This window comes from Delftia sp. DT-2 (assembly GCF_028401915.1).
In the GTDB taxonomy this organism is placed as follows: Bacteria; Pseudomonadota; Gammaproteobacteria; order Burkholderiales; family Burkholderiaceae_C; genus Comamonas; species Comamonas tsuruhatensis.
Map to the genome: position 1 here is coordinate 335,868 of NZ_JAQOTI010000006.1, position 11,925 is coordinate 347,792.

11 protein-coding genes are annotated in these 11,925 nt (G+C 65.6%); 3 read left to right on the top strand and 8 right to left on the bottom strand.

The window, feature by feature from the left end:
- Nucleotides 1-13: 13 nt before the first annotated feature.
- Nucleotides 14-925: a LysR family transcriptional regulator gene (locus PO605_RS13030; RefSeq protein ID WP_047471996.1), complete on the bottom strand. Its 912-nt coding sequence runs from the start codon at nucleotides 923-925 to the stop codon at nucleotides 14-16.
- Nucleotides 926-1,076: 151 nt separating this feature from the next.
- Between PO605_RS13030 and PO605_RS13035 the strand changes: the two genes are divergently transcribed.
- A complete protein-coding gene (locus PO605_RS13035; protein ID WP_272206541.1) occupies nucleotides 1,077-2,069 on the top strand; it encodes a Bug family tripartite tricarboxylate transporter substrate binding protein in 993 nt (330 codons plus the stop codon).
- Entirely contained in the window at nucleotides 2,066-3,358 is a 1,293-nt protein-coding gene (locus PO605_RS13040) for a hypothetical protein (protein WP_047471994.1), read from the top strand. The genes PO605_RS13035 and PO605_RS13040 overlap by 4 nt, the downstream gene beginning before the upstream one ends.
- Nucleotides 3,359-3,405: 47 nt before the next feature.
- Here the strand turns inward: PO605_RS13040 and PO605_RS13045 are convergent, their stop codons facing one another.
- Genes PO605_RS13045 through PO605_RS13060 form a run of 4 tightly spaced genes read right to left on the bottom strand, consistent with a single transcriptional unit; the run spans nucleotide 3,406 to nucleotide 9,504 of the window.
- Nucleotides 3,406-8,004, bottom strand: coding sequence for an IPTL-CTERM sorting domain-containing protein (locus PO605_RS13045; protein WP_047471993.1), 4,599 nt, complete (start codon nucleotides 8,002-8,004; stop codon nucleotides 3,406-3,408).
- An 8-nt stretch (nucleotides 8,005-8,012) separates the two neighbouring features.
- Complete coding sequence (locus tag PO605_RS13050; protein ID WP_047471992.1) at nucleotides 8,013-8,534, bottom strand: phage tail protein; 522 nt, start codon at nucleotides 8,532-8,534, stop codon at nucleotides 8,013-8,015.
- Nucleotides 8,535-8,539: 5 nt separating this feature from the next.
- Nucleotides 8,540-9,031 (bottom strand): phage tail protein, encoded by a 492-nt coding sequence (locus tag PO605_RS13055; RefSeq protein WP_047471991.1) that lies wholly within the window; start codon nucleotides 9,029-9,031, stop codon nucleotides 8,540-8,542.
- Complete coding sequence (locus PO605_RS13060) at nucleotides 9,031-9,504, bottom strand: phage tail protein (protein ID WP_047471990.1); 474 nt, start codon at nucleotides 9,502-9,504, stop codon at nucleotides 9,031-9,033. Before PO605_RS13060 ends, PO605_RS13055 begins: the two co-directional genes overlap by 1 nt.
- 142 nt (nucleotides 9,505-9,646) lie before the next feature.
- On the opposite strand from PO605_RS13060, the gene PO605_RS13065 reads away from it, so the two are divergent.
- Nucleotides 9,647-10,018, top strand: a complete 372-nt coding sequence (locus PO605_RS13065; protein ID WP_047471987.1) for a DUF6916 family protein — start codon at nucleotides 9,647-9,649, stop codon at nucleotides 10,016-10,018.
- On the opposite strand, the gene PO605_RS13070 is transcribed toward PO605_RS13065, so the two are convergent.
- The 3 genes from PO605_RS13070 to PO605_RS13080 all read right to left on the bottom strand — a co-directional run bounded on the left by PO605_RS13070 (nucleotide 10,005) and on the right by PO605_RS13080 (nucleotide 11,919).
- A complete protein-coding gene (locus PO605_RS13070; protein ID WP_047471986.1) occupies nucleotides 10,005-10,529 on the bottom strand; it encodes a GNAT family N-acetyltransferase in 525 nt (174 codons plus the stop codon). The two genes, PO605_RS13065 and PO605_RS13070, sit on opposite strands and share 14 nt — an antisense overlap.
- Nucleotides 10,519-10,878: a DUF6916 family protein gene (locus PO605_RS13075; protein ID WP_047471983.1), complete on the bottom strand. Its 360-nt coding sequence runs from the start codon at nucleotides 10,876-10,878 to the stop codon at nucleotides 10,519-10,521. The genes PO605_RS13070 and PO605_RS13075 overlap by 11 nt, the downstream gene beginning before the upstream one ends.
- Nucleotides 10,879-10,989: 111 nt before the next feature.
- The gene (locus PO605_RS13080) at nucleotides 10,990-11,919 is read right to left on the bottom strand and encodes a dihydrodipicolinate synthase family protein (RefSeq protein WP_047471981.1); all 930 of its coding nucleotides are present in this window, start codon (nucleotides 11,917-11,919) and stop codon (nucleotides 10,990-10,992) included.
- Nucleotides 11,920-11,925 lie beyond the last annotated feature (6 nt).

The following is an 11,925-nucleotide window of genomic DNA, read 5'->3' on the forward strand; positions in this document are numbered from 1 at the left end:
ATCGGCCGCAATTTTAGGGCGTGCGGGCCTGCGGATAGGCGTGCAATTGCTCGCGCAGCAACTGCACGAAGCAGTCAGCCCTTTCGGTGGGCGCGTATTGGGGCGGCAGGGCCAGCACCACCTCCACCGCGCAGGCTGGATGCAGTGGCAGCACACGCAGGTCGCGCGCGAACACCGAGGCCACGTAGGGGTTGACCACGCCCAGCCCCAGCCCCTGTGCAGCCAGGCTGCAGATGGTGGAGGAGTAGGTGGTCTCCATGGTGGAGCCGGCCTCTATGCCCTGCTCCTGCATGGTGCTGCGCAGTTGCAGGTAGATGTCGTCATCGGCGTTGAGCGTCAGCAGCAGCTGGCCCTGCAGGTCGCGCACATGCAGCCGCGTGCGCGTGGCCAGCGCATGGTCCGGGTGCATGACGCAGACGGCGCGGCTGCGGTGCAGCACGGTGGCATCCAGCTCGGGCGTGCTCAGCGCCATGGTGCTGACCACCAGGTCGAAGTGGCCATGCAGCAGGCCCTCGCGCAAGGGCGTGGAGCCCAGGGTCTGCAGGCTGATGTGGGTGCCCGGGTAGCGCTGCGCGAAGCTGCGCACCACGGCCGGGATCACGCTCAGGCCCAGGGCCGGCGTGCAGCCTATGCGCAGCGTGCCGGCGCCGGACTGGCGCAGTGCGGCCAGGTCGCGCTCTATGCGCTCGCGCCCCAGGAAATGCTGCTGCACGGTGGCGAACAGTTCCACGGCCTCGGCCGTGGGGCGCAGCCGGCCCTTGTGCATGTCGAACAGCTTGAGCCCTGCGGCCGCCTGCATCTGGGCCAGCAGCCGGCTGACCGAAGGCTGCGTGGTGTGCAGCAGCCGCGCGGCGGCCGTGGTGGTGCCGGTCTGCATGACGGCACGGAAGGCCTCGATCTCTCGGGCGCTCAGGGGTCTGGACATGGCGATTCGGTCCTGCTCGGGGTGGCTGGCAATGTATATCTTTTCTGTATAGAGGCCACGAAAAAATGCATTTTTCCAAAGATGACAGGCTTTCTACACTGCCTCCATTGCATCGATTGCCCAGGCGCGGCAGCGCCGTCGAAAGGATTCCATGAACAAGACAACAGCACGTCGCACGGCCGCCGCAGTAATCGCCGCCGCCGTGGCGGGCATGGTGCCGGCAGCCGCCCAGGCACAGGACGGCTTTCCCCAGCCCGGCCGGCAGCTGCGCATCATCGTGCCGTTCACTGCAGGCGGCAGCTCCGACGTGCAGGCACGCATGCTGGCCGACCGCCTGAGCCGGCTCTGGGGCCAGCCGGTGGTGGTGGAAAACAAGCCCGGCGCGGGCGGTCATCTGGGAGGCCGATATGTGGCCGATCAGCCGGCCGACGGCTACACGCTGATGGTGGGCTCCATCGGCCTGCATGCCGCCTATGGCGTGTACGGCAAGCTGGCCTATGACCCCGCAAAGGATCTGCGCGTGGTGACCGTGCTGGCCGAGATGCCGCATGTGGTGGTGGCCACGCCCAGCCTTGCCGCCAGCAACCTGGCCGAGCTGACGGCGCTGGCCAAAAAGGCGCCTGGCACGGTCAACTTCGGCTCGGCCGGCGTGGGCTCGTCCGTGCACATGATGGGCGAGCTGTACAAGCTGCAGGCGGGCGCGCCTATCGTGCACGTGCCTTATCGCGGCAGCTCGGCCGCGCTCAACGACCTGCTGGGCGGCCAGATCCAGCTCATGTTCGAGAACCCGCCCACGGTGCTGTCGCACATACGCGGCGGCAAGCTCAAGGCGTTGGCCGTCACGGGCAGCCAGCGCCTGGCGGCCCTGCCGGACGTGCCCACGGCGGCCGAGTCCGGGCTCAAGGACTATGTGGCCACCTCCTGGACCACGGTGGCCGTCTCCTCCAAGGTGCCCGAGGCCATCGTCAAAAAGCTCAATGACGACATCCGAAAGGTCGTGGCCACGCCCGAGTTCCGCAAGGGCCTGCAAGAGCAGGGCATGAGCGCCGTCGCCAACAGCCTGCCTGAGGCGCAATCCTTCGTTGCCCGCGAAAAGCAGCGTTGGGACCGCGTGATCGCCGAAGGTCACATCTCTGCCCAATGAAACACTCCATGACTTCGAACCCCCCCGCATCCTTCGTCCCCTGCCGCCGCCTGGGCGATGGCCGCCAGCACCACTTCTTCGGCTACTACAACAAGTCCAGCTGGGACCGCAGCAATCGCCTGGTGCTGGCGCAGCAAACGCCGTGGATGGACCAGTACCTCACGCCCCAGGCGCGGGCGTCCATCGGCTACTTCGATACCGAAAACGGCGACCGCTTCCACGCCGTGGGCGAGACCGGCGCCTGGAACTGGCAGATGGGCAGCCAGCTGCAGTGGCTGGACGGGCTGGCGGGCCGGCAACTGATCCACAACGACAGGACGGCAGATTCCGGGGGGCGCTATCCGGGGTTCGGCTCCGTGGTCATCGATGTGGACAGCGGCGAGCGGCGCACCCTGCCCATGCCCGTCTATGTGGTGGCGCCCAGCAGCGCCTGGGCGCTGTGCGTGGACTACCGTCGCCTTTACATCACGCACGAAACCATTGGCTACAGCGAAGAGGGTGGTCCCTTCGCCTTGCCCCTGGCGCCCGAGGACGACGGCATCTGGCGCATGGAGGTCGCGACGGGCGAGGCAAGGCTGCTGGCCAGCTATGCGCGGCTCAAGGCCTTTCATCACCGTACATCGATGGACAAGGCCATCCACTGGGTCAGCCATATCGAGGTCAACCCGTCTTCCTCGCGCATTCTTTTCCTGCACCGCTGGACCGAACGCGTCAAGGACGAAACCTGCTTTCTGCACCGCCTCATCACCATGGCGCCCGACGGGTCCGACATGCGCCTGCTCGAATGCTCGGACCATCCGCTGCCCCAGCTGGCCGACGACTTCGACCCGATGGCCGTGGGCACGTTCGACTACGAAAAGTCCGAATACCAGATCTCGCATCCGCTATGGCGGGACGACAGCCACATCATTGTGTGGGGCCCGCATGCCGGGGAGATCCACTATCACCTCTATGACGATGTGGAGGGCGGTGACGTGCAGGTGGTGGGCGCAGGCGTGCTGGTGGAGAACGGCCACATGAGCTTCTCGCCCGTGGACACGCGCTGGCTGCTCAGCGATACCTATCCCGACGACCGCACGCACGAGCGCTTCCTGTTCCTGTACGACATGCACACGGGCGAGCGCCACGACCTGGGCAGCTTCTACGCCTCTCCCGATCTCAGCAAGGAAAACCGCTGCGACCTGCACCCGCGCTGGAGCCGTGACGGGCGCCAGGTCTGCATCGACTCCGTGCACGAGCACCAGCGGCAGATGTATGTGCTGGATGTGTCGGGGATCGTGCAGGCTTGACTCGGGTAGTCGGGGGCGCGTGAGCAGCCCCGGCTACCGTGTAGGACTCAGCGCGGCTTGCGCATTCGCGTGCGGCGTCCGGCCAGGGCTGCGACGCTCAGCATCAGCGCTGCCAGCGTCCACTGGCCCCATTGCGAAAGCGTGGGAATGGCCGCGGGGCTGCCGCCGGCAGCGGCGGCCAGCACGGCCACGCCACCCGGGTCACTGATGAAGGCGTTCACATCCAGGTCGTCATCGCCGTTCCTGCCGTCCTCAATCGTCAGCGTCACGCTGTTGTCGCTGGCGTTGAACTGCGCGCCGGTGAAGTGATACCAGTGCGGCGTTGCGTTGTCGGACGTGGGGCCGTACTTCCAGTACTGTGCATTGCGGGGCAGATTGTTCGGGAACGTGAGCTTGATGCTCACCGTGGATCCCGGCGCACCGTTGTGGACAGCGAAATCGAACAGGCCCAGCGGGAACTGAAGATTGGCAGGCGGTGCGTCGGCAGGTGACCTGATGTGCCCCTGCAGCGGGATGAAGCCCGCAGTCTGCGCCGGGCCTGTTCCCATGGGTGTGAACACCCATGGGCTTCCCGCAGCAATCTCTGCTGAGACCGTCGTTCCGCCCACGGTACCGGTGATGGTGCTCAGAGAGTGGGGGGGCAGGGTGATCGTGAATGTCTGGTTCACGGGCGTTGCCGCGGCGTACTCGGCATCGCCGGCCTGGCTGGCCTGCAGCGTGCAATCTCCCGTGCGCATCAGCCGCAGCGAGGTGCCCGTGACCACACAGGTCTGAGGAGTGAGGCTGCTGAAGCTGATCGGCAGGTTGGAGTTGGTTGCGGCGGCGTTTGCCAGCGACAGGGCCTGGGGGCTCAGATAACGCAGGGACGAGAAATCGAAGGTGATGTTCTGGATTGCCTTGCCGACTGCAATCTGTACCGAGCCGGTGGCCTGTGCATGGTTGGCATCGGCCGCCTTGGTCGCCGTCACCGTGCAGCTGCCTACGGCCGTGCCGGTGACGGTGTTGCCGAACAGCGTGCAGTTGCCAGCGCCTGCCGTCAGCGCCAGCGTGAGCACACCGCTGCCGCTGCCGCCAGTGACGGTGACCGTGCTGGAGTCGCCTTTGGGAATGCTGGCGGGTGATGCCACCACGGACAGGGCCACCTGGCTTGCCTGTGACACCGTCACCGAAGTGCTGGCCGTGGCCTCTTCATGGTCGGCATCCGCTGCCTTGGTGGCCGTGACCGTACAGGTTCCGACACCCAGGCCGGTGAGCGTGGAGCCCGCGATGCTGCAGGGGCCCGCGACGCTCAAGCCGATGGCGCCGGTGCCCGAGCCGCCCGTGGTGCTCAGTTGCGAAATGCCGCCAAAGCTGATGGCTGCAGGACTGGCCTGCACCGACAGTGCTGTCTGTCCAGCCTTGGCCACGATGACGGTGGTGCTGGCGCTGATGGCCTGGTGGTTGATGTCGCCAGCCTTGGTGGCCGTGATGGTGCAACTGCCGGCGCCAATGGCACTCAACTGGTTGCCGGTCACCGCGCAGAACTGGGCACCACCCGTCACGGCGTAGGTGACGGCGCCGCTGCCCGAACCCCCAGTGGTCGCCAGGGTTGCCGTGGCGCCGAAGGTCAGGGTCGAAGGCGTGGACTGCACGCTCAGGGTGACCTGGGCTGCAGGGGTCACGGTCACCACGGTGGTGGCCAGCGTGTCCTGGTAGTTGGCATCGCCCAGCTTGGTGGCGGTCACTGTGCAGGTGCCCGTGCCTTCCGCAGTGAGCGTGTTGCCGTTGACGGAGCAAAAGGCGGCTCCATCCGTGATGGAAAAGCCCACGGCGCCGGACCCTGCGCCGCCACTGGTTGACAGCGCGGCCGTGCTGAAGGCCGCCAGCGTGCTGGGCGTTGCCGTCGCCGTCAGAGCAGGCTGCTGGGCCTTGATCACCGAGATGTCCACGGTGGTCGTGGCGGCCAGGTAGCTGGCGTCTCCCGCCTTGGTCGCCGTCACGGTGCAATCGCCCACGGCCGTGGCTGTGACCGTGTTGCCTGACAGGGCGCAATAGGCCGCGCCTGCGGTTACGGCGTAGCTGATGGCGCCTGCGCCAGAGCCGCCGTTGGTGCTCAGCGTGGTGGTGCTGGCATAGGGCAGGGTCTGGAGTGCTGCACTTGCCGTCAGTGCAGCCTGCGGGCTCTTGTCATTGGTCAGCGAGAACGAGGTGCTGGCCGCCCCTGCCTGCGCCGTCACGGTATAGCTGCCGGCGAACAGGTTGGCCGTGGCACTCAGCGATGCGATGCCCTGGGCGTTGGTCGTGACCGAGGTTCTTGTGGCAAAGGTCGTGGATGGCCCCGATGCGGCAGGCGCATTGAAGTCCACCATGATGCCGGCAAGCGGCTGGTCGTCGATGTCGGTGACCTTGACCGACAACGGCGTGGCAAAAGGCTGCTGGATGCGGGTGGACTGTTGAGAGCCAGTGAGCACCGCCATGGCCGCAGGTGGGCCGAAAGGATCAATGCGAAATACCAGACCATTCGAAAGGCTCTCGTTTGCGCTGAGGGCGCTGTTCGCAGGGTTGGTCAGGCCGTTGGTGCCCGATGTGGTGGTGGCGCCGCCCACGGAAAGAAGGGTCCTGCCCTGCACATTGGTTGCGGCCAGGCTGCGCATGGCCTCGTTTTCCGAGGTGCCCAGGAACCCGGCATAGTCCCAGCTGTTCGGATTGTTGGTTGCGACGCTGACCAGGAAGCCGTCCTGCTTGCCACCTGGCGTGGTGGACAGGCCGCTTTGAGCCTTGACGGGAAAGCCTGCGCCATTGTTGGTGCTGCCCGTGGCGAACCAGCTCCTGCCGTCGCTGGCCAGCCCTTCCACGCTGTCGTAGCCATTGCCACCCAGGTAGGTGGCGTCCAGCACCTGGTCTCCTGATGCATTCAGGCGCAGCACAAAGCCGTCCATGCCGGTGCTGCGCGCGATCTGCGGCCCGAGGCCCTGGCGCCGTCCGCTGTTGTCGGCGGGAAAGTAGTCGGACCCGGTCTCCCCGCCCACGAGCAGTGAGCCGTCATACATCAGGTTCAGGGCCAGTGCACGGTCCGCACCGGCGCCCGAGCCTGTCAGCAGCGTGAAGTAGTCGAAGGCGCTGCCGTCGGCCCGGATCTTGGCGACGAAGCCGTCTGATCCATCGATGGCGCGCGAATTGATTTGTGTCCTGAGGCCCGTGGCGCCCGGCATCCCCGAGACAGAGTCGGTCGCGCCAGCCACATAGGCCGCGCCGGTGCCGTCCACGGCAATGGCATATCCGATGTCGGCGCCGCCGTCGCCGCCGATGTATCCGGCGTACTCCAGCCCGCTGCCTGAAGCGTCGATGCGGGCCACGAAGGCATCCCGCATTTCTGACTGCGCAGGGCCGGAGCCGTGGTTGAGCTGCGGTCCGTTCACGGCAGGAAAGCCTTTGCCTTCCGTGAATCCGGTCACATAGACCCGGCCAAGGGTGTCCAGAGCCAGGGCATTGGCCTGATCGTCACCCGTTCCACCAATCAGGCCCGAATACAGAATGCCGGCACCGTCTGGTGCCAGGCGCATGACGAAGGCATCCCTATCCGTCGTGCTCTTGCTGCGCCGAAAGCGTTGGTTGGCATCTGTGCCAAGCAGGGGGAAGCCGGTGGATTCCGTGCTGCCCGCCAGGTGGATGCGGTTTTGTATGTCCACGGCCAGGCCGTTGCAGGCGTCGTCTTCCGATCCGCCCACATAAGTGACGCTCATGGGGACACCCTTGGGATCGAATCTGACGACGAAGGCATCCTCGCCACCTTTGCTGCTGCCCGCGTTGGGCAGGTCGGACGATTGCGTCACGCCACAGGCGTAGGTGTTGCCGTCGCTGTCTCGTGCCACGGCGTTGACCTGGTCGGCCGAGTTGCCTCCGACCAGGCCCGAGTAGCCGGTCCAGGCCGGATCGATGACCAGCGGCAGGCCTTTGTCATGGCTGCCCAGCTCAAAGCCCACGCGCCAGGTGGTGGCGTCCACCTGCTCCAGCCGATAGCGGGCGGGCACGTCCACGCGGCCATTGCCCCGGGGTTGGTAAACCAGCGGTGCATCGTCGGTGAAAAGGTCGTTGCCTATGCTCCACTGCAGCGCTCCCGTGGGCAGGATGCGTGCATCCGTCGCACCTTCCACGCGCAGCCAGACCTGTGCGGCATCGGCACCAGGAGCCAGTTCAAACTGGTACTTCAGACCGCCGGGCTCGCCCTGGAAAACGGCATCAATGCCTGGCCAGACACTGCGGTAGCCCAGCGCACCGAAGCTGCGCAGACCTGTGCGCCATTGCGCGGCTTCGCCGACCAGCCAGTGGTAGAGCGTGGGCGAAGGCTGCATGCCCTGCGGCGTCGACATGGTCCCGTTCTCGAAGCTGTAGCGCAGGCGCGAATCCGGGCGCAGGCTCAGACTCCGGGCCACGCCGGATGCGGCCACCGACCGGCCTTGCACGCCGTTGATCTGGCCGGGCAGGTCGATGCTCATGCCTTGCGCATCGAAACTGATGCGCTTGCCTGCGGCCATGGCGCGAAAGCCGGCACCGGGTATCTCTATGAAGCGGTTGTCCCTGCCGGAGAATTCGCGTTGGACCAGGGGGGCGGCCTGGACCCCCGTGGTCAAGGCCAACAGGGTCAGGGCCGCAATGGAACTGCGCATAGGTGTACTCAGCTCCGAGGGGGAAAGACGCCCTGCAAGGCGATGATGAAATTCATGACCAGGAAGGGCGGAAGATTGTTGTGTGGCTGGCTGCCGCCCGCAGCTTGAGGGGGAGCCATGGTGACCGCAGAGGTGTTGGAGGCTGGCGCGATGTAGGGGCGCGTCGGTGCAGCGCCCAGGGTTGCGCCGGCCGGGCTTGCCACGGCGGGATCTGCGGGCGAAGCAGCCAGGGCCTGATGGGTGTGCCTGGGAATTTCCGATTCCAGCAGCGTCACGGTTTCAGTACCACCGGTTTCGCCCAGATCGTGCAAGGACAGCCCCGGTCCCTGGCCTGGATGCATGGGCATGCGCCCTTGAAGGTTGGGAAGAGAAAAATTGGATTTTCCATCGCCACCATAGGTTGTTCCCAGCAGGGAAAACAGCGCCGTGTTCTGAGAAAGCGGCAGGAGCTGACCATCGCAAAAGGCCCAGCCCTTGGGTGCGAAGTTGAACCCGCCAAGGCGGATTTCGGCGACGAAGGGATCGGACATGGTCTTCAGGTCTGAGAAGGAAAGAGGCCTTGCATGGCCATGCAAAAGCTCAGTGCCAGATAGGGCGGCATATTGAGGTGTGGCTGGCTGCCGCCCACATTGGCCAACAGGGCGGGCATGCTCGTATTGCCGCTTTGCGCATAGTGGCCGCGCGCCGCTGCAGGCAGGTTGCCGTTGCCCGATGTCGCCTGGCCCGTGGTGCCGGAAGCGGCCATGGCGTGGCTGTGCTGCGGTATCTCTGGCAGGGTCAGGGTATGGGCTTGCTCGCCTGCTCTCTCCCCCAGCGTATGGCCGGCCCCCATGTGCATGGGCATGCGGCCGCGCAGGTCGGGCAGTGCAAAGTTGGTCTGCCCGTTGCCACCGTAGGTGGTGCCCAGCAGCGAGAACAGTGCCTGGTTCTGGTTGATGGGCAGCAATTGCCCATTGCAAAGGGCCCAGCCTTTGGGGGCGAAGTTGAAGGAGAAGACGCGAACCTCTCCGAGAAAAGGGGTAGACATCAGGTGGGTGAGGGATAGATGCCGAACAGCGAGATGATGAAGTTCACGCAAAGATAGGGCGGCATATTGGTATGCGGCTGTGACCCACCGACCGCGCCCACCATCGAGGCCGCCATGGGCGTAGCGGGGGCACCGTTCGCAAAGGCCTTGTGATCCCTGTGCTTGGCAAACACCGCATCGGCGGGCGAGGCCAGAAAGCCGGTGCCGGAGGACGCGGGGACGCCGTGCGTGTGGGCTGGAATCTGATTGACGGTCAGCGTGACCTCTTCGACTCCAGCGGCCTGTGCCAGCGTGAATTCGTTGCCTGCGTGCAGGGGGATGCGGCCACGCATGTCTGGCAGGGCGAACGTGCTTTGGCCATCACCGCCGTATGTCGTGCCGATCAGAGTGAAAAGGGTTTCGTATTCCGAGATGGGCATTTGCTGCCCTTCGCAGAACATCCAGCCTGATGGCGCGAAGTTGCCGGCAAACATCCGGATTTCCCCAACATAGGGTTGAGCCATGGCAAAGTGGGGTGAAGTTAGAAAACGTTAATAATTGCAAAATAGTTTAGTATGCCAACCTGTTGTGCGGCAAAAATATTTCGCTGCCGTTGCTTTGGCAGGAAGGGCCACGATGAAGACAGGACGCCGTGCTTTCATGCAGGTTGCTGGGGCCTTGCCCGCTGCAGCGGCCGTTTCCGGGATTCCAGTGATCGCCTGTGCGGCTGGCATGGAGTTGCGCCGCAGCCACTTTCAGCCGCTGCTGGGCCATAGCTTCTCGGTAGCAGGAGAAGTTTCCGAGTTACGTTTGGTTTCGTTGGCAGCGCTGCCGCACACACTGCAGGGCGACCGCTCTTTCAGCGCACTGTTCGAGTTGTCCCGCCCTGGTGCCTTGCCACAGAACACCTGGGAAATCGCTCACCCGGCTCTGGGACGCCACGCTGTTTTCCTGAGTCCCAGCGACGCGCAAGGCGGTCTGCTGGAAGCCGTGTTCAACCGCGGCTGAGCGCCGCGGTCCTGCGCATGCGCAGGTAGATGCCTTCCTGGTCCTGCTCGACAAAGCCCAGGCGCGTATACAGGCGCCGGGCTGGATTGTTGGCTTCCACGAACAGCTGCATGTCGCGCCCTTCTTGATCTGCCCAGCCGGCCAGCCATTGCATGAGGGCCGTGCCCAGTCCCTGGCCTTGAACAGCGGCGTCGAGCGAGATGTCCATCACTCCCAACGGCCCGGGTGCGAGATTGAGGTAGAGCCGGCCTATAGGCAGACCTGCCCTCTCGATCACGAAAAACGCGCTGTGTGCGTAGTGCTTGCGGTAGTGCTGGTCCTGCAAAGCGAACTGCGAATCGCAGAAGGCATGCTTTTCAGCTTCGCTCCAGGGCACGTGCGCCAGTTCGGCAGCGCGTACCTGGCGGTACAGGGCGCGGAGAAAAGCGTAGTCGGCTTCTTCGGCCAGGCGCAGCCGCACATCCTCCAGATTCAGCGGCGGCAGCTCGGGCACGAACGGCTCAGATGGCATGGGAAAAGCAGGCCTCGTAATCGACATGGCCTGCCGACTGCGCAATGGGCGTGATGAAGATGGCGTAGTCACCGAGCTGTGCATGGCGCACGCGGTAAGTGCGCTGCGGCAGCTGCGGCTGGCGCGGACCGCGAAACACCAGGGAGAACTGCAGCATGCCGGGCGTGTCGGCCGATGTCTGCGTTGCGCCGAGCACTTGCATATCGATGCCGATGGTGCGCTCGCCCTCCGCCGTGAAGAAGCTCACGGTCTGCTGGGCCAGGGCCTGGGCGTCGCTCCAGGTCAGGACTCTTGCATACAGCGCGTCGTCCAGCTCGAAGTCGGAAGGGGGCAAAGAGGTGGCGGACATGGGCGGCAGTCGATTCATTGGGGCTGGGCAGGCAGAGCGGCAGCATAGCCCATGCGCAGGCGGCTGCAGCCCTCTGGTGCCCCTCTAATGCGCCCCCAACAACCCAATCCCTCAGCGCCCCCAGCGCAGCACCAGCGGATCGAGCCGCCGCGCAATGTCCAGCAGCTGGCGGCGCACCTCGGGGTGCATGGGCGGCCAGGGCGCGCGCGGCGCGTCGCAGGCGATCACGCCGCCGGCCTTCATCAGCGCCTTGGCGGCCAGGAAGCCGGCCTGGCGGTTTTCGTGGTTGATCAGCGGCAGCCAGCGCTGGTAGAGGGCGAATGCGGTGTCGGGGTCGCCGTTTCTGTGCGCTTCGATGATGGGGCGTATGCCGTCGGCAAAGCCGCCGCCCGTCATGGAGCCCGTGGCGCCGGCCTCCAGGTCGGCCAGAAGGGTGATGCCTTCCTCGCCGTCCCAGGGGCCTTCGATGGCCTCGCCGCCCAGGGCGATGAGTTCGCGCAGCTTGCCGGCGGCGCCTGCGGTTTCCATCTTGAAGTAGCAGACCTGCTCGATCTCGCGGGCCATGCGCGCGAGGAAGGCGGGGGACAGCGGCGTGCCTGCGGCGTGCGCGTCCTGGACCATGATGGGAATGGTGATGGCATCGGACACGGCCTGGAAGAAGCCCTGGATCTGGGGTTCGCCGAAGCGGAAGGTGGCGCCGTGGTAGGGCGGCATGACCATCACCATGGCCGCGCCCATGTCCTGCGCGCGGCGGCTTCGCTCGGCGCACACGCGCGATGAGGTGTGCGTGGTGGTGACGATCACGGGCACACGGCCCGCCACATGTTCCAGCGCCGTGCGCGTGAGGATCTCGCGCTCGTCATCGGCCAGCAGGAACTGCTCGGAGAAGTTGGCCAGGATGCACAGGCCATCCACGCCCGAGTCGATCATGAAGTCCAGGCAGCGCCTCTGGCTGGCCAGGTCCAGCGTGCCGTCCTCGTGGAAGGTGGTGGGTACCACGGGAAAGATGCCGCTGTAGCGCGGCCGAGAAACTCCGGGCATGGCGTG

Bases quoted from the DNA above. Each gene is read 5' to 3' on its own strand.
- PO605_RS13030 (WP_047471996.1), bottom strand. From the start codon at position 925: ATGTCCAGACCCCTGAGCGCCCGAGAGATCGAGGCCTTCCGTGCCGTC.
- PO605_RS13035 (WP_272206541.1), top strand. From the start codon at position 1,077: ATGAACAAGACAACAGCACGTCGCACGGCCGCCGCAGTAATCGCCGCC.
- PO605_RS13040 (WP_047471994.1), top strand. From the start codon at position 2,066: ATGAAACACTCCATGACTTCGAACCCCCCCGCATCCTTCGTCCCCTGC.
- PO605_RS13045 (WP_047471993.1), bottom strand. From the start codon at position 8,004: ATGCGCAGTTCCATTGCGGCCCTGACCCTGTTGGCCTTGACCACGGGG.
- PO605_RS13050 (WP_047471992.1), bottom strand. From the start codon at position 8,534: ATGTCCGATCCCTTCGTCGCCGAAATCCGCCTTGGCGGGTTCAACTTC.
- PO605_RS13055 (WP_047471991.1), bottom strand. From the start codon at position 9,031: ATGTCTACCCCTTTTCTCGGAGAGGTTCGCGTCTTCTCCTTCAACTTC.
- PO605_RS13060 (WP_047471990.1), bottom strand. From the start codon at position 9,504: ATGTTTGCCGGCAACTTCGCGCCATCAGGCTGGATGTTCTGCGAAGGG.
- PO605_RS13065 (WP_047471987.1), top strand. From the start codon at position 9,647: ATGAAGACAGGACGCCGTGCTTTCATGCAGGTTGCTGGGGCCTTGCCC.
- PO605_RS13070 (WP_047471986.1), bottom strand. From the start codon at position 10,529: ATGCCATCTGAGCCGTTCGTGCCCGAGCTGCCGCCGCTGAATCTGGAG.
- PO605_RS13075 (WP_047471983.1), bottom strand. From the start codon at position 10,878: ATGTCCGCCACCTCTTTGCCCCCTTCCGACTTCGAGCTGGACGACGCG.
- PO605_RS13080 (WP_047471981.1), bottom strand. From the start codon at position 11,919: ATGCCCGGAGTTTCTCGGCCGCGCTACAGCGGCATCTTTCCCGTGGTA.